General features: G+C 57.8%; 23 protein-coding genes. 8 read left to right on the forward strand and 15 right to left on the reverse strand.

Going from position 1 to position 23,809, the window contains the following annotated elements; translation table 11 throughout:
• Positions 1-19: 19 nt before the first annotated feature.
• Both G1C95_RS03635 and G1C95_RS03640 read right to left on the reverse strand, forming a co-directional pair.
• Positions 20-1,324, reverse strand: a complete 1,305-nt coding sequence (locus G1C95_RS03635; RefSeq protein WP_169171604.1) for a sensor histidine kinase — start codon at positions 1,322-1,324, stop codon at positions 20-22.
• A 9-nt stretch (positions 1,325-1,333) separates the two neighbouring features.
• Positions 1,334-1,975 (reverse strand): DUF805 domain-containing protein, encoded by a 642-nt coding sequence (locus G1C95_RS03640; RefSeq protein WP_169171605.1) that lies wholly within the window; start codon positions 1,973-1,975, stop codon positions 1,334-1,336.
• A 162-nt stretch (positions 1,976-2,137) separates the two neighbouring features.
• Between G1C95_RS03640 and G1C95_RS03645 the strand changes: the two genes are divergently transcribed.
• The 3 genes from G1C95_RS03645 (at position 2,138) to G1C95_RS03655 (ending at position 5,225) form a co-directional block, all read left to right on the forward strand.
• On the forward strand, positions 2,138-2,689 hold the full coding sequence (locus G1C95_RS03645; RefSeq protein ID WP_169171606.1) for a PH domain-containing protein: 552 nt from the start codon (positions 2,138-2,140) through the stop codon (positions 2,687-2,689).
• Entirely contained in the window at positions 2,689-4,362 is a 1,674-nt protein-coding gene (locus G1C95_RS03650; RefSeq protein ID WP_169171607.1) for a PH domain-containing protein, read from the forward strand. The genes G1C95_RS03645 and G1C95_RS03650 overlap by 1 nt, the downstream gene beginning before the upstream one ends.
• A gap of 113 nt (positions 4,363-4,475) precedes the next feature.
• Positions 4,476-5,225 (forward strand): Fic/DOC family protein, encoded by a 750-nt coding sequence (locus tag G1C95_RS03655; RefSeq protein WP_240947429.1) that lies wholly within the window; start codon positions 4,476-4,478, stop codon positions 5,223-5,225.
• A gap of 35 nt (positions 5,226-5,260) precedes the next feature.
• Here the strand turns inward: G1C95_RS03655 and miaA are convergent, their stop codons facing one another.
• The gene (gene miaA, locus G1C95_RS03660; protein WP_169171609.1) at positions 5,261-6,319 is read right to left on the reverse strand and encodes a tRNA (adenosine(37)-N6)-dimethylallyltransferase MiaA; all 1,059 of its coding nucleotides are present in this window, start codon (positions 6,317-6,319) and stop codon (positions 5,261-5,263) included.
• Positions 6,306-7,766, reverse strand: coding sequence for a tRNA (N6-isopentenyl adenosine(37)-C2)-methylthiotransferase MiaB (gene miaB, locus G1C95_RS03665; RefSeq protein ID WP_169171610.1), 1,461 nt, complete (start codon positions 7,764-7,766; stop codon positions 6,306-6,308). The genes miaA and miaB overlap by 14 nt, the downstream gene beginning before the upstream one ends.
• A gap of 115 nt (positions 7,767-7,881) precedes the next feature.
• On the opposite strand from miaB, the gene G1C95_RS03670 reads away from it, so the two are divergent.
• Entirely contained in the window at positions 7,882-8,625 is a 744-nt protein-coding gene (locus G1C95_RS03670; RefSeq protein ID WP_240947408.1) for a GTP pyrophosphokinase, read from the forward strand.
• A 53-nt stretch (positions 8,626-8,678) separates the two neighbouring features.
• Here the strand turns inward: G1C95_RS03670 and G1C95_RS03675 are convergent, their stop codons facing one another.
• From G1C95_RS03675 to G1C95_RS03685, 3 genes are all read right to left on the reverse strand, one after another.
• Positions 8,679-9,635, reverse strand: coding sequence for a DMT family transporter (locus G1C95_RS03675; protein ID WP_169171839.1), 957 nt, complete (start codon positions 9,633-9,635; stop codon positions 8,679-8,681).
• A 166-nt stretch (positions 9,636-9,801) separates the two neighbouring features.
• Positions 9,802-10,692 carry a Bax inhibitor-1/YccA family protein gene (locus tag G1C95_RS03680; RefSeq protein WP_169171611.1) on the reverse strand — a complete coding sequence of 297 codons (891 nt, stop codon included), beginning with the start codon at positions 10,690-10,692 and terminating at the stop codon, positions 9,802-9,804.
• A gap of 182 nt (positions 10,693-10,874) precedes the next feature.
• Positions 10,875-11,690 (reverse strand): DUF5067 domain-containing protein, encoded by an 816-nt coding sequence (locus tag G1C95_RS03685; protein ID WP_169171612.1) that lies wholly within the window; start codon positions 11,688-11,690, stop codon positions 10,875-10,877.
• Between the two features lie 339 nt (positions 11,691-12,029).
• On the opposite strand from G1C95_RS03685, the gene G1C95_RS03690 reads away from it, so the two are divergent.
• Both G1C95_RS03690 and G1C95_RS03695 read left to right on the forward strand, forming a co-directional pair.
• Positions 12,030-13,283, forward strand: a complete 1,254-nt coding sequence (locus tag G1C95_RS03690; RefSeq protein WP_169171613.1) for a sensor histidine kinase — start codon at positions 12,030-12,032, stop codon at positions 13,281-13,283.
• An 11-nt stretch (positions 13,284-13,294) separates the two neighbouring features.
• Complete coding sequence (locus G1C95_RS03695; protein ID WP_169171614.1) at positions 13,295-13,981, forward strand: response regulator; 687 nt, start codon at positions 13,295-13,297, stop codon at positions 13,979-13,981.
• Between the two features lie 37 nt (positions 13,982-14,018).
• Here the strand turns inward: G1C95_RS03695 and G1C95_RS03700 are convergent, their stop codons facing one another.
• Positions 14,019-14,642, reverse strand: a complete 624-nt coding sequence (locus G1C95_RS03700; RefSeq protein WP_169171615.1) for an isochorismatase family protein — start codon at positions 14,640-14,642, stop codon at positions 14,019-14,021.
• 113 nt (positions 14,643-14,755) lie between these two features.
• Here G1C95_RS03700 and G1C95_RS03705 point away from each other — a divergent pair, with 113 nt between their 5' ends.
• Entirely contained in the window at positions 14,756-15,733 is a 978-nt protein-coding gene (locus G1C95_RS03705) for a formate/nitrite transporter family protein (protein ID WP_169171616.1), read from the forward strand.
• A 36-nt stretch (positions 15,734-15,769) separates the two neighbouring features.
• On the opposite strand, the gene G1C95_RS03710 is transcribed toward G1C95_RS03705, so the two are convergent.
• The 7 genes from G1C95_RS03710 to G1C95_RS03740 all read right to left on the reverse strand — a co-directional run bounded on the left by G1C95_RS03710 (position 15,770) and on the right by G1C95_RS03740 (position 22,161).
• Entirely contained in the window at positions 15,770-16,501 is a 732-nt protein-coding gene (locus G1C95_RS03710) for an ABC-2 transporter permease (protein ID WP_169171617.1), read from the reverse strand.
• 10 nt (positions 16,502-16,511) lie between these two features.
• Positions 16,512-17,276, reverse strand: a complete 765-nt coding sequence (locus G1C95_RS03715) for an ABC-2 transporter permease (protein WP_169171618.1) — start codon at positions 17,274-17,276, stop codon at positions 16,512-16,514.
• Positions 17,276-18,175 carry an ABC transporter ATP-binding protein gene (locus G1C95_RS03720; RefSeq protein WP_417852256.1) on the reverse strand — a complete coding sequence of 300 codons (900 nt, stop codon included), beginning with the start codon at positions 18,173-18,175 and terminating at the stop codon, positions 17,276-17,278. The genes G1C95_RS03715 and G1C95_RS03720 overlap by 1 nt, the downstream gene beginning before the upstream one ends.
• Positions 18,176-18,187: 12 nt before the next feature.
• Positions 18,188-18,571, reverse strand: coding sequence for a GntR family transcriptional regulator (locus G1C95_RS03725; RefSeq protein ID WP_169171619.1), 384 nt, complete (start codon positions 18,569-18,571; stop codon positions 18,188-18,190).
• A gap of 158 nt (positions 18,572-18,729) precedes the next feature.
• Entirely contained in the window at positions 18,730-19,389 is a 660-nt protein-coding gene (locus tag G1C95_RS03730; RefSeq protein WP_169171620.1) for an HAD family hydrolase, read from the reverse strand.
• 1 nt (position 19,390) lies between these two features.
• Complete coding sequence (gene recN, locus G1C95_RS03735; protein ID WP_169171621.1) at positions 19,391-21,160, reverse strand: DNA repair protein RecN; 1,770 nt, start codon at positions 21,158-21,160, stop codon at positions 19,391-19,393.
• The gene (locus G1C95_RS03740) at positions 21,160-22,161 is read right to left on the reverse strand and encodes an NAD kinase (protein WP_169171841.1); all 1,002 of its coding nucleotides are present in this window, start codon (positions 22,159-22,161) and stop codon (positions 21,160-21,162) included. The genes recN and G1C95_RS03740 overlap by 1 nt, the downstream gene beginning before the upstream one ends.
• A 171-nt stretch (positions 22,162-22,332) precedes the next feature.
• Here G1C95_RS03740 and G1C95_RS03745 point away from each other — a divergent pair, with 171 nt between their 5' ends.
• Complete coding sequence (locus G1C95_RS03745; RefSeq protein WP_169171622.1) at positions 22,333-23,796, forward strand: TrkH family potassium uptake protein; 1,464 nt, start codon at positions 22,333-22,335, stop codon at positions 23,794-23,796.
• Positions 23,797-23,809: the final 13 nt, after the last annotated feature.

Below are 23,809 nucleotides of genomic sequence, written 5' to 3' on the forward strand. Positions count from 1 at the left end.
GCATGATGGAAGCACGTAATTACAGTGGGATTATGGCGGTAAGCGTCCAACTGTTGTGCCGTATAGTGCCTGTCAGTGTGCCGCCAATAGTTTCAAGAGCAGCTTGTTGCAGTCTCAGGCCTTTGCCTCCGCCGCTGCTGGCTAACGCCTTTGGGCGCCCAGTAATCGGATTGGTTTGGACGATGCGAATCGCATGCGCCTCAAAGGAAATCAACACCGTATACCGCAGCGGGATCTGTGCCTGTGCTATGGCATCCGTGTCGCAATGGCGTACGATATTCGCGTATATTTCCCGCAGCAGTCCCAACGCAACACTTGCGTTGGCGGCAGGAACCACGGTGCTTTCCGGCAACGCACCCTCGATATGCGAGGTGCCGACGAAGCCCAGCATGCCCAGCACACGATCCTGATTTTCCGCGTATCGCTCTATCTGTGCATCCAACGCGACAGCATCGCTGCACTGTGGCGCAGTGGCAGTCGCATCAAGTTGGAGCGGACGTTTGCCATTGAGCACATCGATCACGTCGTGCACGCGGCCCAGCGCATCATGTGAGCAATCGTATATGGCATCGAGCATGGCGTTGCGTTCGTCACGATTCTCTATGGTTTTGGCCCGCCAGGCAAGTAATGCGATGGTAGAGGCGTCATTGGCCACCGAATCGTGGATCATATGTGCCAGCTCCTGCTCGCGGGTGATGCGCCCAAGCATTGCCTCAGCACGGGCCAACCGTTCGGCCGCAGCTTTGCTGGATCGAAACGAGAATCCCATGATGGTGTAGAAACCAAAGAAAATGATATCGAACACCAGATTCGCCAAAGCGAATGCCATCATATAACGCCCGTAATCAACAGCAACACCGCCCGAACGCGCATACCCATCCAACATGCCTTTGAAGAAGGCTGCACCAGCACCCTGAGTCCCTAACCACATACCGCCTGCGGCATCCAGAACCGCGTAGACGAATGGCGCCGCAATGGCAAACCACACGGGCATGGCATACCCGGAGGCGAGAAACAGCGTCACAATTGCAATCATGCCGCTGATTTGCATGGTCTTGGCAAATGAGAGAGCAAAGCAGAGCAAGAGACCAAGCGGAACCGCCCAATAGGGCCGGCGCGGCAATGCCACGAATATGCCAAGACCCGCTATGAGTTCGAATGCGACAAGAAGGCTGCCGGGAGGATCGATAATCACGCCCAGTGCATACAGCGTGCCACCAATAGTCGCACATTTGCCAAGATAGTGCGGCTCACCCCACCATATGCGACATAGCCGCCACCCATGAGCGATAGCAGCGCCAGCTTTGCGTCCATGAATCATCATGCCGCACCATCAATAACTGACGTTGCCGAGACGAGAGCAGTAGCTGCGTGGCATTTTGTCAAACCGCGCGCCGGCCGGCTTGCTGGGCAACACCATAAGCACAACGCCAGCGATATCCGACAACAGATACAAAGCAATGGCGCACAGCAGACCCAACACACCAATCATCTGGGGGCGTGCTGAATCGTCCATGGCCATTATCGATGCTGCTATCGCCACAAATGACATCAGCATAAGCAGCGTCGGCAACATAATCCACCAGCCACGCAGATTCTCATCATGCAATCGGCGAACGCCCAGCGAAAGGTTCGGTACACACAGCACCATCATGATCACGATAGTGAACACACTGGTGAACGGCCCGTCATCGCTCTGTGCCATACCGATCGCGGCATCAAGTCCTGCACCGATCGCCACCACGACAACCGTCACCAGTATCTGAAACAGATAGCCCCACCAGTATTCGCGGCGCGATGCGCGACCGTGAAAGGCGAAGGCTTTGCGCCAGAAACGTGCGACCGCCCTGGTAAAACCAATGTCGTACCAGGGCATCCACAGCGGCGGCACGATACCATACCTGGCATATGGCGGATACGGTTCACTGACCAATGTTGGGTTAACCGATTGCGGGCCGTTGCTCGGCTTCACCATGATGCGTTCCTCCCCACGATGTCTACTGTCAATCGTGCCTCACCATGTGTCAGCCGTCCAGTCGGCATCGGCGCTTGTCAACATGCGTGTACCACCCGAGGCAGCCGCAGCTGTTCGACGGTACTCTGGCATCAGATCATCAGAGGGGGAAGGAACTCCAGCATGTCTCATGACAACAAACCTCATGACAACGAATCCGGTGGCGAGCCCAATGCCACGGCCGGCACATGGCAATCATTACCCGAACGCGTACGTCGCGTATGGTGGATGAACGCTGCGATACAAAGCGCCTGCTGGCTTATCGGCGACGCAATCGGCGCGCTGGTGCTCCAATCAACCGGTTGGTGGGCGGGATGGCCACAGGCTCTGCGCATTGGCGTGATGGCACTCATCGCCGCCATCGCCGTGCTCAATCCGGCTGTGCAGCCGTTGCAAACACGCTACGAATTCGCATTCGACCGGTTCTTGATTGGCGAGCATGACATCCGCATTCGCACCGGCTGGTTATTCCACCAGACGGTGACGGTTCCTTACAATCGCGTGCAGCATGTGCAGACCAAGCAAGGGCCGGTGATGCGGCATTGCAATCTGGTGACGTTGGAAATTCACACAGCCTCGGACGAGCACCAGATTGAAGCGCTGGATCCGGCCGAAGCGCAACGTGTCAACGATCTGATCGCCAAACGCGTGCTGGCCAGCAAGGAAGATCTGTGATGGACGGCAATCAGAACTGGCATCGTTTCCACCCCGCATCGATACTAGCGAATATCACACAGCAAATCATTGCCACAGTGGCCCTGGCCGGTCTTATTGTTGCCGTCACACGCAATCTGCTCACCGGGCACGTCAGCAACAACGCACAGCTATGGGCGCCTCTCGCGATTGCAGCGTTCTGCGCATTACTGATGCTCGGCGGACCGGTGCTCACATGGCTGACAACGGATTACCATATCGGCGATGATTCCGTGCAGCTGCGCGAACGGCTGTTTGGAATTACCACACGTACAATCTATTATCGGAATATTCACGCGATTAACGCCACATCGCCGCTTCACCTGCGCCCCTTCTCACTGGTAAATCTCACGATATCGTCCGCAGGTACCAGCGAGCCATCGATTACGTTGCAGGCCGTGCCAGCGTCATTGCAACTTGAGTTGGAACAACGACGCGAGCGATTCTGCTCAGCGGCAAATCATACGACTGCCCACGAAACCGACTGTCCAGCCGACCAAGTCAACACACGAATCGTGCAACCTGCACCCACGCCCACATCTGACCAACAAACCACCTCGCAATCGGTCTCACAACAAACCGGCCAGCCGGCGTTCCGTGCTTCATTGAGAGACATCGCACTGTATGCCATCACTGATATCGGCATGGTGGTGGCATTGCTGGCGTTGCTTGGCATCATGCAACATTTCGAAGATCTGCTACCCAACCATGTGGTGCGCATGGCCTACGGGCAGGTGCGTCACATGTTCGCCATCGTGTTCGCACACGGCACCCCGGCCATTGCCGCAGCAGCTGTTGCAGTCATGGCGTTGCTGATGCTGATCAGCATAGGTATGAATCTCATCCGTTACTACGGTTTTGCACTGTGGCGGCACGGCGATGACCTGGTGGTAACGCGCGGGCTTGTAACACGTCAAACCACCACCATGCCGGTCAGCCGCATCCAAACCGTGGTCATCAAGCAAAGTCTGCTGCGACGCCCCTTCCACCTATGCACGGTGGAGGTCGGCTTATCGGCAACGTTGGCCGGAGAGGACAACGCTGACGACACGACGGCCAGCACCACGATATTGCCGGTGGTGTCCGAACGCGACGTATACCGCATTCTGAGCGCGATACTGCCCGATTGGCAATTGCGCTCCCCCGGCAACACCCTGACGATCACCGGTCGAGGACTGCTGCGCTATTATTTGTTCGCACCTGCATGTTTCACCGCGTGCATGATTGTGCTGTCCGCAGTGTTGAATGTCGCCATTGCCCCGATTCGTGCAACATGGAGCGCGTGGATAACACATCTGTCAATTGCCGACATAAGTGGTTGGGCGATCGGGATTCTTATAGTCGAAGCAATCCTAATCGTGCTCGGTGTGCTGAACCTCTGGTGGCGTGCGATTAAAAACCATTGCGAAGGATATGATCTGGTCGATGCCCGGCATATTGCCTGCACTGGCGCAACATTCTGGACACGGTTCACATTGTTCACCACGCGCGCCCGCGCACAATCAGCGATACGCCGTACTGCCCGTTGGCGTGAACGTCGTGGCATCGAACGAATGGATATGCCACTGTTCGTGCGTGGCGGCATGGATGAACTGCGATTCACATTCCTGCGCCGGCCTGATGCCGACCGTTTGGAACGCTGGTTTCGTGGATGATTGCACGCACGATGCCGGCAAACCACATCAGTATGGCTTATAGTGGTTGCATGACACCTGCAGAGCGTGCGAGCGCAGTCGCATTTGCACTGAAGAACTGCGCACTGGAGGCGATGACGCCGGGCGAAGCAACGTTGCGCGCCGCAGCCGCCTATGAACAGGGCCGCGAGGATGTGCGTCACCTTATCGACGTCGCCGACGAGCAAACCGCTTTCCGCCGTCGCCTGGCTGCGGGAACCACGGCCGGGGGCAAATTGGCCGATGGCAGTCTTGACGATCATGCCACCGACAGGGCCGACTCCGTGTTTGCGCGCACTGTGCTGCTGGCTGAAACTCGTTGGCCTGCCAGCGGCGACCTGGACGAACTGACTGCGATTCACAAGGGCCTGTTCGAAGGCGTATTCGACGATGCCGGCAAACTACGCGGCACGAATGTCACACGCGAGAAAACCAATGATCGTGCGCGTGCCAACAATCCCGAAGCGTTTTTCCCCGCCGCATTGATTGAAACGGGGGCGCACAATATCGCTACTGAATTGGCGGACAAGCGCAACCTGCATGCGATGGATCGCGACGTGTTTCTCAGCGAGTTCACAAAAATCTATGACGAACTCGGCTATTTGCATCCCTTCCGTGGCGGCAATGCGATGGTGCTGCGCATTTTCGCCTCACGGCTCGCGCATGACGCCGGCTGGGATCTGGATTGGGGCCGGGTGAGCCGCGAGGATTACCGAACAGCAAAGCACAGGGCGTATCGCGGCGATCTGGTCGCCTTCAAGCAGCTGTTCGATGCAATGGTGCGACCTGCCAATCCCACACGCATTTTCCTGATTGCGGGTTGGAGCCAAGGGCCGGCGCACTGAGCGTTGTCACCGGCCTTTGGGCTCACACTCTCCCTTTAGTCTTCGATGTCGCCGAGGTGATGCTGCACATATGCGTCGGCTTGTGCATCGATGGCGTCATAGTCACCGGCATCGGCATGCGCGATAATGGCCATCGCATTGTCCACCAGACGCGGATTCAACGCCTGCAGCCAGTGGATGCGCGGGTCACGCCCGAACCATCCCATCTGCTTGCGCGCCAAACGTTTGGTTTTCTGTGCCACGTCAGCCCAAGCGTCGATTTCCTCATCCCACATGCCGTCCAGCAAGTCGATCATCTGCTGGTAGCCGAGCGCGCGCCCGGCGGTGAAGCCCAGATGTGGGCGCAGACGGCGCACCTCGTCAAGGAATCCCTGTTCGCGCATTTGTGCGGTGCGAATATCGATACGGCGGTCAAGTTCCGCCCTATCCAAGTCAAGGCCGATTTGCACGCTGGCAATCACATACCGATAGCGCGGCAGGCTGGCCGAATACGGACGGCCGGTCAGTTCGATAACCTCCAGCGCGCGAATGGTGCGACGTGGATTGCGCGGATCCATGCGTGCGGCCGCTTCGGGATCCTTGGCTTTCAGTTCATCGAATAGTGCGCCAGCCCCCTCGTCACGCTCCCGTTGCTCCAGTCGCGCACGAACATCCGGATCGGTGCCGGGGAAGGAAATGTCGTCGATGGCGGCACGCGCGTACAAACCGGAGCCACCAACCAGAATCGGGCGGATGCCGCGCGATTGCAGATCGGTAATGGTTTCGCGGGCAAGGGTTTGGAAGCGGGCCACGCTCATCGTGTCATCAGGGTCGATGATATCGATGAGATGATGCGGCACCTCAGCCAGTTCCTCCCTGCTGGGCTTGGCGGTGCCGATATCCATGCCGCGATACATCTGGTAGGCGTCCGCATTCACGATTTCGGCGCGCTCGCCGCGTGCGGCAAGCCGTTTGGCTATGGCGATGCCCAAACCTGTTTTGCCCGATGCCGTAGGCCCTACGATGCTCACCACACGGGGTGTGGAGGATGCGGCAGCGGGCCGGGCGGCATCTGTATCCGTGCGCGCCGGCGTGATGCTGTCAGTGGCGCACATGGTAGGTTTGCCCCGCTTTCAGGTCGGGATCGGCAATCAGATTATGTCGCGCCGCATGGGTCACCGTGACGGTCACGAAATCGCCAATCTGAGGCTCAGGATAGCCTTCGGGCACACCGATATGCACCAGCACGCCGGTTTTCTCACGACCGGTGACACGATGGGTGGCCGCATCCTTCTTGCCTTGGGTGCCGGTGATCATCACCTCAACCGTTTTGCCTTCGAAGGTTTTGAGATTCTCTTCGGTGATCTGCTCTTGCAATGCCACCAAACGTTCGAAACGATCCTGCACCACATCATGTGGCACCTGTTCCATTTCGGCGGCAGGTGTGCCGGGGCGCGGCGAATAGATGAACGTGAAGGCGGATGAGAAGCGTGCCTGACGCACCACATCAAGCGTGGCTTGGAAATCCTCTTCGGTTTCGCCAGGGAAACCGACGATGATATCAGTGGAGATCTGCGCATCAGGCATGGCCTGACGCACCTTGCCAAGGATGTCCATGAACTTGGTGGTGCGGTAGGAGCGGCGCATCGCACGCAGAATCTTGTCAGATCCGGATTGCAGCGGCATATGCAGCTGATGCATCACATTCGGAGTTTCGGCCATGGCGGCGATTACATCATCGGTAAACGCGGCCGGATGCGGCGAGGTGAAGCGCACACGCTCCAATCCCTCAATCTCACCGCAGGCGCGCAACAGTTTGCTGAACGCGTACCGATCGCCAATGCCGTAGCCGAAGGAGTTCACGTTCTGTCCCAGCAGCGTCACTTCTTTGGCGCCGTCGGCCACGCAGGCGCGCACTTCGTCAAGAATGTCGCCGGGGCGACGGTCCTTCTCCTTGCCTCGCGTGGTGGGCACGATGCAGAAGGTGCAGGTGTTATTACAGCCCACGGAAATCGCCACCCACGAACTGATGCGTGAGGCGCGGGCTGCTGGCAGCTGGCTGGGGAACACTTCAAGCTGGTCGGCAACCTTAACCTGCGGGGTACCGCTGGCACGGTTCTGATCAAGCAGGCTCGGCAGGTCACCGATATTCTTCGTGCCGAACACGGCGGCAATCCACGGCGCCTTTTTCGCAATCTTCTCGCGGTCAAGCTGGGCCATGCAGCCGCCCACCGCAATCTGCAGGTTCGGACGCTGGCGCTTCATATCAGCCCACAATCCGACGGTGCCATACATACGTTCGGCGGCGTTCTCGCGCACGGCGCAGGTGTTGAGCACGATCAGGTCAACGTCATGGCCTTCGATCTGCTCTTCAGTGGCCGGCACATATCCATCAGCCTCAAGCACGCCGGCGATGCGTTCGGAATCGTGCACATTCATCTGGCAGCCGAGCGTGTGAATATGGAACACACCTTTGCCGCGCTGGCCGGCGATTGCTGCGGCATCCTCGGTTTCGGCGGTAATCGAGGCGCGCTCCGCCTCGGTCATCATGTCTTCGTTCATGCTGCCCATGGTATCGGCGGGGCTTGTCATGCGTCATGCGCAACCTGACAGTTTGCTGGGCATATTGCGGAGATTTCCGCCCGAACTCCGAATTGGCGACATCGGGCCGGTATTATTGGTGCCCGTGATACTTGACCGACATAACCGACTGAGTTCCTCCGACCTGCAGTCCCGGCTGAAGAACATCGATCTGGGCAACGGGCGTGTATTCAGCGCTGACCAAATCACCGAATTCGTCGATCAGATGCAGGTGTATGAGGGCGCGATGTACGAGATCAGCACCAAGCTGGAGATTCTCGACGACGAGTTCCAGGTGCGGTTCAGCCACGATCCGATTCATCACATGGAGCGGCGACTGAAATCAATCAATTCGATTATCGGCAAACTGGAGCGCAAGGGGCTTGCGATTTCAGTGGAGTCGGTGAAAGACAATCTGTTCGATGTGGCCGGCATCCGCGTGATCTGCAATTATCGCGATGACGTGTATTCCGTGTCGAACTACCTGTCTTCGCAGTCCGACATTCAGGTGCTGCGTGTAAAGGATTACATCAAGAACCCCAAGCAGAACGGCTACCGTTCGCTGCATGTGATCTACGCGGTGCCGGTATTCCTGTCCTCCGGCGCACACTATACGCCAGTGGAGGTGCAGTTCCGCACCATCGCCATGGATTACTGGGCAAGCCTGGAGCACGCGCTGCGCTATAAAACCGATCTGCCCGATGCCAGGCTCTCCGAGCATTCGCAAACACTGCTCGACTGCGCGCGTTCCCTGCAGAACATCGAAGTGCAGATGCAGAACATCCACCGTGATATCAACGGCGCGCCACAAGTGGGCGAGGCACCCAAAACCTCTGACTGATTGGTTGTGTTCCATTGCGGAAGGTGCGCAATGGAACACAACATAGCGTGGGGTTACTTACGCTGTAACCAAGCCGGCAGTTTTGCCGGGGCCTGAGCCAGCAGCGTACCCACGAAAATCAATGTGCAGCCAAGGTAGCCGCGCGGGGTCATTATTTCACCGAGGAAGATCGCCCCGCCCACCACAGAGAAGAACGATTCGAGGCTCATAATCAGGCTCGCCCTGGTGGGCGGCACCCACTGCTGCCCCACGACCTGCAACGTGTAGGCGATGCCCACCGAGCCGATGCCCGCGTACAGAATCGGAATCCAAGCGCCGAACGCGCCACTCCAGTTCACCGATCCCTCAATCAGCGACCCCACCCAGCTCAGAGCCGCAGTGGTGCAGAATTGGCCAAAGGAGAGTTGAATCGCGTCTACCTGTGCGCCAAGTTCATCGATGACCAGAATATGTGCGGCGAACAGTACGGCTGTGAACAGCAACAGCAGATCGGCCAATCCCAGTGAGCCGAACCCATCGGTAATGCACAGGAAGTAAAAACCGGCTACGGCAAGCGCCACAGCCACGATAACCAATGCGCCCACACGACGACGCAGGAACATGAATGCAAGCAGCGGCACCATCACAATGTATAGGGCGGTGAGAAAGCCTGCGCGTCCGGCCGATTTGCCATACAGAATGCCATACTGCTGTAGGGTGCTGGCGAGGAACAGCACAATGCCGCAGATGATGCTGACAACCACTGGGCTGGCCAGCGCTTTTTTCCAAATCGTCACCGACCTGCGGCTTTCATCAGACGCATGCATGCTGTCGGCAGCAACGCCATTGTTCTGCGTATTCCGCGCTTCCTGCTTACTGTGTCGCTGCCAAAGCAGAATAGGTACCAGTGAAAGCGCCCCTAGGGTGAAGCGTGTGGCATTGAAGAATAGCGGCGACATGGAATCCATGCCCTGCACCTGCGCCACAAAGGCGAATCCCCAGATCAAGGCCGTCAGCAGCAGGCACAGCATGCCCGCGATCTCTTGTCTTCTCATGATTCACCAAACTAACGCGGCCATGTGACGGATATGAAAAACCCGGCCACTTTGGGTGGCCGGGTAAATCACAAGTCAACGCCGATCATCAGCTGATACTGGCATCGATGCATCCGCAGATGTTTGTGCTGGGCGAACGCGACTAGTCGCGGTTGCCGAGCAACTGCAGGATGTAGAGGAACATGTTCACGAAATCGAGGTACAGGTTCAGTGCGCACAGGATGGAGATCTTCTTGATCATCTCCTCGCCCTGCGTCTCGTACTGCGCGAACAGGGCACGCGTGGACTGTGCATCGTAGATGGTCATGCCGGCGAACAGCACCAGGCCAATCGCGCATACGATCTGGGTCATGCCGTCCACCTGGAAGAGCATCAGCACCAGCTGGGAGACGATGAGTACAATCAGGCCCACCATCAGAATCGGACCAGCCTTGAGCATGTTGAACTTGGTGGTCATACCGAACATGGTCAGCACGAAGAAGAACGCGGCAGTAATACCGAGCGCGATGCCAATCGAACCAAGATCATAGACCAGGAAGATGGAGCTGAGGGTGAAGCCCATCAGCGCGGCGTATACGTAGAACAGCACACGGGCGGTGGTGGTGCTCATCTTCATAATGCGTGCGCCAAGCGCAATCGCCAGGCCGATCTGCACCACGCACAAGCCGATGAGGCCAATCATGCCGGTGGCCATCAGGAAGCTGACGTAGGCGCCTTGGCCCAGAACGGCGACCAGTGCGGTGACGATCAGGCCGATGGTCATTTCTCCATAGGCCCGGGTCACGGAGGCGCGACGCGCCTGCTCGACGTTGTAGGTCATCGTCGTGTCCATCGTGGCGCCGGCGGCACCCATGCCGGCGGCGGCGTATTGGGGGGCGCCCTGCTGTGCCCACTGGTAGGTGGGGGCCTGCTGAGGCTGCTGCTGGGCGTACTGGTAGCCCTGCTGCTGAGCGTTGTAGTCGGGGGTATTGTATTGCGGGTTGTAGCCGTTGGCTTGCGCCCCATTGTTGCGGGGCTGCTGACCGAATGTCATAATCGCTCCTTACCTTTCATCTGTCTATCCCCATCCTAGAGGAGTCAAGCTGAAAACTCCATGAAAGACTTACGCCCCAGAGCGAAATCGTGCGGTGGGGCGGTTCGAAACGCCACTCCACCGCACATGATTGACCAGCTAATCATCACCAGTATTCGCGTACCACTGTTATGCAGAGGTTGTTATTGCAGGGTGAAGGTGTGGCTCACCTTGGATTCGTCACTAACGGAGAATAGGGCGGTGACATCGACCGTAACCGGCGAGTCATCCTGCAACACATATCCCAAGGTCACCGTGGCCGTGGCGTCCGGCTGTGTTTCGGCAAGATACGAAGCCGAATCATATCCCTCCGGAGACTCGGTGTAGATGGCGGTGGCCAATTTGGTGCCATTCTGGAATGCCTTCGCATTAACCAGTGTCGCGAAGGAATTGTTCTTATCAGTAGTGTTCGTCCACTCGTAAGTGACCAGAACCGTGGGATTGCCCTCATAATCGTTACCACTGCGTGCTGCGGAGATGATACGCACATGGGCACCTTCAATATCACCTTCCATATCCTGTTCGCCTTTCTCGGTGTTGGCGCTGTCATTGGCATCTTTGTTTGTATTACCGGCATCGGCGGATTGGGAGGTATCAATGCCCTTCGACTGTTTCACGGCGTCGTCCAAGGCTTTGCTGGCTGCGGATTGCATAGCCAGCGTAATCACGATGGCAAGCACCGACAGCACCGCCGCAACAACCGACAGCACTTTGCCATGTTTTTTGCCACGGAAGGTGGTGACTATAGCCACAATGGCGAATATTGCGCCGATGACGCCCATAACGGCAGCTAAATTATTGATGATGGGAATGAAGCTTAATATCAGGGCGATAATTCCTAATATCAGCGCGACAATACCTGCCACTGTGGTATGGCGAGGAGGCTGCGCAGCAGAACTGCGATTCGAAACCGGAGGCATGCCTGCGGGTGGCTGAGCAGGCGTGTTAGGAGAGCTCATAACGTCCTTCTTTCTCGTATCGAACGAGGCGAATCTCGTACGCTATCGACGTTATCGGCTCCCTCACGCACGCGTCAGTGTACGAATGGTCATTGATTGTTACCCATTCGGGCACTGTTGGGTTGCCGGTTATGACCGCATGTCCAATGGCGACAAAGCTACGTGTGGCAATACAGTGGATCTATGACCGCATCAGCACCTCTCCCCGATCCGCCGACAACGCCGGCATCACCAACAACACATCGCCGAAATAGACACCTTCCGTCTTGGATGTCTGGCTTTTTGACGGATACGGACGACGAAGTACCGGTGCATACACGGTCATGGTGCACTGCCACAATGATTTTCACTGCCGTGTTTTGTTGTTTGGCGCAATGTTCGTTCACCGCCCAGCAGTATGTAGCCGAACCGCAAAATGGCATGTATATGTGGATGATTGTCAGCACACTACTGGCATTCGTGTTTCCATTCCTACTCATTGCCCGTTCTCATCATCCCGAACCAGTGTTCTGGGCATGTGGTGCCATCGTACTGGCATTCCCCTACGATCCGATGCTGGTATTGATGTCGTTGACCGCCTTGCTCGCCCGTCGTTCTGACGTCAGACGCACGGCACGAGCGGTCGCTGCGACAACCGTCATCGCGGTCTGGGCACAGTTGCGTGACGCGCTCAATCCAGCCGATGCCTCACTATGGCATATGTTCTTCGCCAAACCGCATACCGGGCAAAACGGCGTGCCGCTGGTGATGCTTACCGGGGAAACGCCGGTAGTTCTCACCGCTGCGGCGGTAGCGCTTGTGGAGGTTATCATCGCCACGCTTGTCGGTTTGCATATCCGTTCGAAGGCCAACCTGCAAACCGTCAAGGCACGCGCCGACGCAGCTGCCAGCCATGCGGCCACACTGCAAAGCGATCTTAACAATCAGCAGCTCGCTGACGCCATTGCCGCCGAAGCACATGACACACTGGCGCATTCGCTATCACTGCTTGCATTGAACGCGAGCGCGCTGCAGGCCGAAGCGAGCAAATTGGAACCTTCCGCACATACGCAGGCGTTAGTACACCAGTCGGAGGATATCCGCAGACAAGCAGCCGGTGCGCTGGATGAGGCACATGCGATTATCGACATGCTTCGCCATCCACAACAGGCGTGGGAACAGCTCATCCCCTCCGACGACACCGCTCTGACACGCGATTCCTTGGATGCGCTCATCAGTGAAACCCGCAATGCCGGCATGCAACTCAACACTTGGATTGACATCCAACAGCTGAGCGATCTCGACGACGGCATCAGCAAAATCGCCTACCGTGCCATCCAGGAGGGATTAACCAACGCACGCCGCCATGCCCCGGACGCACCAGTGTCTTTGGAGGCGACTGCGGATCCCGCACATGGCGTGCACGTGCATGTCAGTAATCCGGTACCGATAGTTTCCGCCGCATCACAGGAGCGGGATCGATCCCATAACGGGCTCACCGGTTTGACAGCTCGCGTATCCGCTGTGCAAGGCGCGTGCCATTACGGATTCGATGAGCGACACAATTTCCGTCTTGATGTGCGTCTGCCCTGGACACAGGCGAAGCACCGCTAGACTGGATGCACGTGAGTGAAGTGAATCAGAACGTTCCCATCCGAGTCAGCGTGATCGACGATGATCCGATGATCTGTCAGGCGATGAGCCTGATTCTTACCGACTATTCTTCGGGGCGTATTCATGTGGTATCCACATCCACTGATGGAGCATCTGCTGTGGAACGAGCACGCGACGAGCACCCCGATGTGGTGTTAATGGATATCGCTATGCCCGGCATGGATGGGATTAAGTCGACACGGGCCATGCGTGCGCTTGCCCGTCCGCCGCATGTGTTGATGCTTACCTCACTCAGCCCGTCGAATACCGTGGAGAGAGCCGTGGAAGCTGGTGCGGAGGGATTCATTTCGAAAACAGACGCTCCTGAAGACATCATCAGACGCGTGCTGGGCGTGTGTTTGGGAAATCCTCAATTCAACGCCGCCAGTCAACGTCAGCTTATCGGCGATTTGAGTTCGCAGCGCCCGCGTTCGCGTCGAGATGAGGCACGAGCTATGTTGGATGCCTTGCCCGAACGCGAACGCGAGGCGGTGATACTCGCCGCCGAAGGCTACACCAATGCAGAAATTGCTGCGAGGATGTTCATCTCGGAGCGCACCGCCAAAGCCCACCTTTCATCGGCTTCCGACAAACTGAGCATGGGACGCGTACAAATGGCACGTCTGGTCGAGCGCGCCGATCTGCCGGCACGCCTATAACGCAGCTTGCGGGATGCACGGCCAACTACCGTAGAAACTACGCTACCGATGAATTAACGAGTTCGATGTCGTTGGCTTGCATTTCTGTGCGGGCGGCTTGACCGAGTTCGGCGCTGACCGGCACCGTCAGATCGGTGAACACACGCACGTCATAACCAAGACGCCGGGCGTCGAGCGCGGTTTCCTTGACGCAATGCGATTCGGCAATGCCTACCACATCCACCTGCAGCACATTCGCGTCGGCGAGCGCCGTGGCCAAAGTATGACCGGCCTCGAGTTCGGCGGCGACCTGCTCGCGCGACTGGATACGATCCGAATTGTCCTCGATGCCTTCAAAACCGGAGTAGGCGGCTGAATACTGGCCTTTCTTGAAATGGTGCGCAATGTTCAGCGCCGCAATGGCGGGGTGAAGCTCGGCGTTCGGCGTGCCGGCCTTGCCGTGCACCGGCCAGGTGTCCACGAAGTCCGGATGGTCGGACCAGTGATCGCCCGGTTCGATATGCCAATCCTGCGTGGTGGCGATGTAGTCGTAGTCGGCGCGGTGCTGCTTCACGAATGCGGCGATACGCTCGGCCACTGCATTGCCGCCTTCCACACCCAGTTCGCCGCCCTCGCAGAATGTCGGTTGTACATCGACCACGATTAATGCCTGTTGTGCCATGTGATTGCCTTTCTCTTGGCTTGGTCTCCATCTTAATGGCGCAACGGGCTCTGTGAGCAAGTTCATATGCAACAGATTAGGCCGTTGCACACCTGCATGGCACACTGGCGGGTATGGAAGAGAATAATTCGCAATCACCCACAACCTCAGCAACCCCGCTCACGCCGGCATCTCCATTCGCCGCGCCTCAACCCATGGATCCGCTATTCCCCGGCCGCACTTTCGTGAGCACCGTGCTTGACGCCTTGGATTCCAAGAAGACCATGACCGGCAAGATGACCGGCAAATATATGCAGCGTGCCATTATGGCCGGCCTGTTTGTGGGTATTTTCTTCACCACGTATTTTGTGATCGCCGCCGCATTCGCCGGTGCCGATGCCCCGGTTTGGATGCCGGTAATGGGCCGCGTGCTCGCCTCGCTGACCTTCGGTTGGGCGCTGGTGCTGATCTTCTATACGAATTCCGAACTGCTTACCTCGAATATGATGATCGTGTCCATCGGCGCCTACCATCACCGCATCAACTGGGTGCGTTCGGCCCGTATTCTGGCGCTGTGTTTTCTTGGCAATCTGATCGGCGGACTGATTGTGGCCGTGCTGCTGCGCTTCTCCACTATTGCCGACGGTGCCACCTTTGAGGCGATGGTGAATGCGGTGCAGCTGAAAACCGGATATCTGACCTCCGGCGCATTCGGTTGGGCGGATTTATTCGTGCGTGCGATTTTCTGCAACTTCTGCATCAATATCGGCATGTTGATGGTGTACAACGGCAAACTCACCAACGATTTCACCAAATGCGTGATTATGGTGGTGGCCGTGTTCGTGTTCGCATTCCTTGGCTTTGAACACTCCGTGGCCGATTCGGTGCTGTTCCTGATCGTCGGCATGCATGGCGTGGGCAATGTTCTGCTGGAAATCGGCACAATCATCGTGGTGCTGCTGGGCAATTTCGTGGGAGGCGGCCTGTTGATCGGTCTGAACTTCGCAGTGATGAACGATCGGCCGCACTCCCCCGCCTCACCGGTGACGCACTACCCGCAGTCCGTTCTGCATAGCATCAACCCTCACGCCTCATCCGCAGGCAAGGCCTGAGATTGGGCGGGCAAGCAGCGCCACGAACGTTGCTGGCTACCATTCGCGGCGCTGCCAGCTTCTGAGTGACACAGCGAAGGATGCCACGGCGAGCACAGCAATCGCAATAATCGATAGCATGATTTTCCCTACTAGTGGCAGCGATACCAGAGCATTCGCAATCGACGCCACCAACCCAGGGAAGAACCTGTCGATCAGCATCTCCACCCACACCAGCGCGGCGGACATCACCGCGGTGATCTGGATGCCGCGGGTGAGCCCGATGATGAACAGCAACGGCACTTCAACCAGAGCCAACATTACGAACGACGGGATGAACACCGCGAGTACGGAAAGTCCCAAACTCACATCCAGGTCGAACATCACGATCGACAACACGTACTCAATCATGCATTCGATCACGGCTATGACAAGCAGCAGCAGTGAAGAGCAGTATTTGCCAAGCACCTGGTTTAATCGGGATACCGGCATAATCGCCGTCAGCGCGGATGACTTCTCCATGTCGTTCAACAAGAACATAGTCGCGATGGACATCAGCCAGTATCCCATCGTGAAGAAGGTCATCAGCATGATGGCCGCCCCTGTATTACGGATCAAGCCAAACAGCACGAACAACAGCGGGAGAGCGAACGCCGCTATCGTCGACCACATCCGCCCGGTGGAGATCGCACGAAAATCAGTCGCGACGGATAGCGCGATTCCGCGCAATCTGGAGGGGCGGCGAACCGTCGAAGTCCGCGCCGACGAATAATTCATCGACGTTGTCATGATTGGTTCCTTAGAGTTCCTTGGCGCGGTAGATGCGCAGCGAGCAGGTGTAAGATATGGACAAAGCGATGATGACGACGATGACCGCAATCAACGCGAGCCAGCCGGGTTCCAGATTCGCCAATGTCTCGAGCGCGCCGAGTATCACCGCCATCTGGGCGGCACTCAACGCGTTGGAGCATAGCTCCATCGCGATCCAGCCGACACCGAACAGCGCTACGACCACGCCGAAGACCACCAACATCGCCTTCTGCAAAGACATGCGGTACATCAACGGAATCCACAATGACTCGAGCAGCAGATAGACCACCGGGATAACGGCCAGGTTGGTGGCGTATCTGCCCATCATCGCTTGCCATGCGCCGGCATCCACCATAACCGACATGATCAGTGCAGACACCGTCAGTTCAACGGTCAACAACGCTCCCAGAGACAACAGCATCAGATAACGGGCCGCCACCTGATGCCCACGGCGAACCGGAATGACGCCGTTCATCCAACGATGCATGCCTTGGGTCTCATAGACGAACATGTACACCGGCATCATCACGAACACGCCGGAGGCCATGCCGCCCATCACGGACTGCATCAGATCCAACGAATCGTCGCCTTTGAACAACAGACCGAATAACAACGCCAATGCCGGCAACATGCACAGGCAGACGGCCATCGACGCCTTGCCGCCGCTGTTCAGCCGCAACCAGTCCAGACGAAACGCATTGAGGATCGGATGTGTCGTGCCACCATGGGATCGCTTCTGCATTGCGGTGTTCATCACAGCACCTCCTTCGTGCCGGAAACCTCACCAGTATTGGTCAGGCGGATGATGTCGTCGATGGAGGCGGGCTCGAGAGTGAATTCCATGCCCGACAGGCCAGCGATGTTCTCCGCGCGCACCAAGGCGTCGAAGCCGGTATCATACCGCCGCAATCCCACGGCGATGTCCTTCACCGCCGTAAGTTCGTCGGGACCACCCTTGACCACACGGAAGGAGTCCTCGAACTCATCCTTGGGGCCGGTGTAGTAGAGACGACCGCCGTTGATATAGGTGATGAAGTCGGCGGCGCGCTCAAGGTCGGTGGTGATATGCGTGGAGAACAGCACCGCATGCTCGCCATCTTCGATATAGGCGTGCAGCGTGTCCATAAGCTCGTCGCGGGAGAGCACGTCGAGGCCGGCGGTTGGCTCGTCGAGGATCAGCAGTTTCGCGTCGTGGCTTAAGGCGATTGCGAGCATGAGCTTCATCTGCATGCCGCGTGAGAATTCCTTGAGCTTCTTCTTGCGGTCGAGCTTGAATTTTGCAAGATAGCTGGCGAATGTGGCTTTGTTCCATGCGGGGTACATGGGTGCCATCACCCGTTCGACATCGTTCACATTCCACGTTTCGACGAAATACGAGCTGTCGAACACGATGCCAAGCTGTTGTTTAACGGCCTCTTCGTCGGCAAGGTTGTCGAGACCGAGAACCTGAATTTCGCCGGCGTCGCGGTGGATCATGTTGAGGATGAGTTTGATGAGCGTGGACTTACCTGCGCCGTTGGGACCAATAAGCCCCATGATGTAACCGGCGGGCAGGTCGAAGGTCACGTCGTCGAGTGTAAATCCAGAATCGTAGTGTTTGGTTGCGCCGGTGACGGACAAGGCCATCGGCACCGCACCGGAGAGTTTGTCGATCATGATGCTTCCTTAGGGCTGTATTGTACGGCGGTACGCATCGTCGAGCAGGTTATGCAGATCAGTCAAAGGCAGGTCGGCCGCCTTGGCTGCGGCGACAGCATCGTCGAGATGTTCCTTGGTCTGGGCGATGAGGCTTTCCCTCATCACCTCGTTGCCTCGGTCCATGACGAAACTGCCTTTACCCTGCACGTTCTGTATGACGCCCTCGTCGGCCAGTTCGTTGTACGCCCTGGTGACGGTGAGCACGGAGACGCGCAGCTCTTTGGCGAGTTTGCGCAGGGAAGGAAGGGCCTCCCCCGCTTTGAGCTCGCCGCCGAGTATGGCTTCGCGGATCTGTGTTTTGATCTGTTCGTAGATGGGTTCGCCGGACACGGATGAGATGATCAGTTTCACGCCGCGTCCTTTCTATGTGTAGTTATGTTGTCGACATGACAGCTAACTGTTTAACTGTCATATATAACAGTATCACAGTTAGTGGCGAACTGTTATGGCGTGTCATATAACAGTGCGATGAAAAAAGGCAGGGCACGACCAGCCCTGCCTATAACGGTCTACAGTTGCCGTGGTGCGTTATGGAAGTCAAACAAAACACCATCGGCAAGATCGCAAATTTCCGGCCAGTCGCCGGCGGAGGAATCATCATGCATGGCCCAGACGGACATACCCACTGATTTGGCTGATTTGATACCAATCAGCAAATCTTCGAACACTGTGCACTGGCACGGTTCAACACCAAGCCGGGAAGCAGCCAACAGATACACGTCTGGATGATCCTTGCCGATATTCCCCGCATCATCAACCGACACAATCTCATCGAATAATTCCATCATGCCAACGTGGCTCAACGCCGGCTCCCTCAATTGCGGCGACAACGACGTCGCCACACCAAGGCGAGCACCGGAGGCTTTCAGCTCTTTTAGGTACTCAAGAGCGCCAGGCTTAGCCTCGACCACAGTTGCATAGGCGGTGCGCGCCATCGCATCCCACTCATCCATCAACTGTTCAGGGGTATCATGCAAATCGAATCTGGCGATGGTGTATTCGGCAATCTGTCGAAACTGCATGGAGGCGACCTTGGTCATATAGTCGTCGGGTACGTCAATGCCGCGCCGACCCAAGCAGTCGATATCGACCTGATCCCACACACCCATTGAATCAAGCAGGGTGCCATCCAAATCAAAAATGGCGGCTTTGCCGGTGTTATCCATCATGTCACTCCAATCGGCTTTCGGACAGTAGTTCATGAGCATGCCCTAGGGAGGCCTCGGACTCCGAGCCGGACAGCATGCGGGCGATTTCGCGTTCGCGCTCTTCGCCTTCGACCGGCGTGACGGTGGTGGAGACCCCTTCCAACCCGTCATGTTCGCCTTTGGACACCACATAGTGCGCGTCAGCCCACGAGGCGACCTGCGCCAAGTGAGTGACCACAATCACCTGCGCGCCACGAGCCAAGCGAGCCAAACGTTTGCCGAGCTCCACGGCAGCCTTGCCACCCACGCCGGCATCCACCTCGTCGAAGATGAACGTCATATCAGAACCATGCGAAGGCCGGTCGCCGCCAGCAGCCATGCCAGCGTCGGCGGCGACCAACTCCATGGCCAGCATCAATCGGCTTAATTCACCGCCGGACGCGCTTTTGCCCATCGGCAACCGCGGCGAGCCCTCAAACGGGGTGAACAGGAATTCGATATCATCGCGACCCCACGGCCCGAGCACGTCATCAGTACCGCTCCGAGGCGTCACATGCACCTCCAGTGAGGCACCGGCCATCGCCAAGGACGCCAATTCGGCGGTAACACGCGCGCCCAAATCAGTAGCCGCAGTTGCACGAACAGCGCTCAGCTTATCGGCGGCAGACAAAGCCACGTCATACAATTTCGCGCGTTCGGCCTCCAATTCGGCGACCTTTTCAGGAGAGGCGTCCAAATCCTCCAATTCGAAAGCCGCCTTGTCTCGCCATGCCAGCACATCGGCAAGCGTGGGGCCCCAGCGGCGAGTGAGCTCGCCAAGTTCATGAATGCGTTCGTTAATCTGATCCAGATCCTCAACGCTGCCTTCATCGCCCAGTTCGCGAGACAGGCTAAACACCACATCGGCAAGATCGGCGTTGATGGATTCCAAACGATCCGCCTGTTCCGCAAATGATCCGCCCACATGGATGGCGCGCAACGATTGCGCGGCATGGTTGATCAAATCCACGGCGGAAACACCCTCGCCATCCAATGCGTCACCACTCAATTGCGAGGCGTCAAGCGCACCCAAGGCAGAGCCAACACCCTGCGCGATGGCGGCGGCGTTCTCGATCCGGTCACGACGCGCCTTCAGATCCTCGTCTTCGCCCGTTTGCGGTTCGACGCGGTTGATGCGTTCGATGGATTCGCGCAGATAATCGGCCTGCTGTCTGGCGGATGCCTCCTGTGATTGCAGTCGCCGCAGTCGCTCATCCATAGCGGTCAGCTCATCCCAAGCCTGACGGTATGCCGTCAATTCGCTCTCGTCACCCGCAAAACGATCCAAGAATTCACGTTGGCGCGCGCTCGAAGCGATACGCAACTGATCGGCCTGACCATGAATGGTGACCAGTTCGCCCGCAATGGCGCCCAGCACCGAACGCGGTACGGTTTTGCCTCCCAGCACCGCCCTGGAACGGCCGGATACCGGCACGGTGCGCGACAGAAACAGTTCGCCGTCCTCCGGTTCGACACCGGCTTCGCGGGCCAGTGCAACCGCCGTATCCGCCTGTACATCACCATCAGCGGCGGCGGTTTCTTGCACGGCAAAAATGCCCTGGGCCCATGCCTCATCAGCCCCGGCAGACACACGCGATGCTTCCGCGGCACCTCCGGAAATCAGTCGGATGGCGGACAACAGCATGGATTTGCCGGCACCGGTTTCGCCGGTGATCGCAGTCATGCCGGCGGCCGGGGCAATCATGGCCTCGCGAATCGGCCCCAGATTGCGGATATCAAGTTCCTCAAGCATCAGTCGTGCAGCTCCTCCTGCCTGATGGGCGGGGCCGGTGGCTCGGGCGGACGCACGCCGTCGCTGACACCTTCGGGAAACACATGACCATGATTCGTATTCACGGCGGCGGACGCACGCGCCTGTTCGCGCCAGCCGACCACTGGCAAATCGAATTTGGAAACCAGCCGGTTGGTGAACGGCACGCCGGAAAGTCGGGCAAGCCGCAATGTATCACGTGATTCACGCACCACCACACGCGTGCCCTTGGGCAGCGCCTGCTGACGTCGGCCGTCACAGCAAATCCATCCGTCGGACATCGAATCGTCCAGAATATCAATGGTGAACGTGGAGCCGGAACCAATAATCAGGGGCCTGGCAAACAGGGCGTGCGCGGCCAATGGCACCAATTGCAGAGCCTTGACATTGGGCCACATAATCGGCCCTCCCGCCGAAAAAGCGTAGGCGGTGGATCCGGTGGGAGTGGACACGATCACACCGTCCGCGCCGAAGGAGCTCATCTCCACATCATCCACCCGAATGGACAGCTCGACCATTTTGCCACGGTCGGCACGCTCCAGCGTAATGTCGTTCAATGCCCAATCACCAATGGGCTGCGCTGCACCGGGCAGCCATACGTCCACATGCGCAATCATGCGCTCGTCAATCGAATAGTCATGCGTGGCCACGCGACGGATCGCCTCTTCGATCTGGAAGCTTTCGAATTCGGCGAGAAAGCCCACATGGCCCATGTTCACGCCCAGAATCGGCACCTGCGTGCAATGCACCAGTTCCGCAGCCCGCAGAATCGTGCCGTCGCCGCCCAATACCACCACGATTTCTGTGTCTTCCGGCACGGTGGGCGGCTGCACGCCGAACGCCGGCGCCTCCACATTGTCGATAATGGTCACGTTGAAACCGGCCACGCGCAACTGGCTGACGGCTTCGGCCACCACGGTGCCGCTCTGGCGCAGACGGCTGTGCGTCACTACCACCGCGTTTCGTTTGGCGCACTCGGCCATGACATCCTCCCCGCAAATCACGACGATCGCTTCGACCGCCTCATATCGCACTGCCACCATCCTAACCGGCGTGGGTGCCAGCGGATGGTAATGGTTGCGCGGCGGCCTGTATCGATTCGTCATGCAATCACTGCGCAATGGCCGTACAATGGCAGCAGCTGATAAAGGGGAATGATGAACGACGATTTCGACGAGAACATCGGCAACGCCCGCGAATCCCATGGTTTATCCTGGTGGGTTTCCGACCGATACCAACGTCGCGCCGACAATACGCCGCGCAGACATCGGCATCAGACTCTTTCCGATCGTCTGCTCGCCCACCCAGGCCGCCTTACCATCGCGTATTTCGCCGATCTGATCGTTATCGTCACCCTTGTGCTGCTGCTTCCCATCTCCTCCAGACAGGAGGGTTCCACCGATATGCCCACCGCTTTCTTCACTGCGGTTTCGGCGCTGTCCACCTGTGGCATACCGGTGGTGAACATGGCCGAGCATTGGACCATATTCGGCCAGGCCGTCATTCTGGTGTCGATTCAACTTGGTGGCCTCGGCGTTATGACATTCTCTTCGATTATCGCCCTGTTCATTTCACGTCGTCTCAATGTCACGCAACGTTTGCTGACCGCCAGCGAACTGGGCACCACCAAACTCTCCGAAATCAAAGCCGTACTGCAGGTGGTGGCGATCTCCACATTCTGCATCGAGGCGTTCACCATGCTTGCCCTGTTCCCCGGTCTGTTCAATCTCAACAATCATCATGTGGGACGCACGCTATGGGAAGCGTTGTTTTATGCGGTTTCCTCCTATAACAACACCGGCTTCACCCCCGACGCCACCGGATTGCATGTGCAAAGCTGGGCCGTGGGGCTGCCGGTGTTGGTGGCGGCCTTCATCGGCACACTCGGCTACCCGGTGATACTGAATCTGACCCGTTGCGCACGTCGCCGCGACAGGCCTCGCAAGTGGAGTCTGAACACCAAACTCACATTGGTCACCACTTTCGCCCTGGTGGGATTGAACCTTGTATGGTTTCTTATCGCCGAATGGAACAACGCATCCGTATTCGCCCAGGCGAATCCATCCGACAAACTGCGCGGCGCACTGTCTGCAGCGGTGATGCCACGGTCCTCCGGATTCGACCTGTCATGGGTGGGCGAGGTAAGCGATCCGACCAAAGTGGTAATGAGCGCCATGATGTTCATCGGCGGCGGCTCCTCCTCCACCGCAGGCGGCATTCGTGTTACCACGTTCGCAGTGCTCATGCTGATTTGCCGCGCCGCATTCACCGGCCGCAGTTCAGTGACCGTCTTCCGCCGCCGGCTGCCCGAGCGCACCCTCATTACCGCAGTGTCGGTAACCATTGCCTGCTTTGCCTTGGTTTTCTGTTCGGCGATTGCGTTGATGATCGTCACCGGCCGCAACCTGACCGATACGCTGTTCGAAGCATGTTCGGCATTCAGCCTTGGTGGATACACGCTTGGCGTGGCCAGCCCGGATAATCCCGTGACATTGTTTATTCTGGCTGCTGCGATGATTGTCGGGCGTCTGGGGCCGATGACCATCGCCTACGCGATCAACCGCCCACATCCCAGCGAACCCATCAACTACCCGCCAGAGAATATTGTGGTCGGCTGAATCACATGCGCAG

Origin of the sequence: Bifidobacterium oedipodis (genome assembly GCF_012932425.1) — a bacterium.
GTDB lineage: Bacteria > Actinomycetota > Actinomycetes > Actinomycetales > Bifidobacteriaceae > Bifidobacterium > Bifidobacterium oedipodis.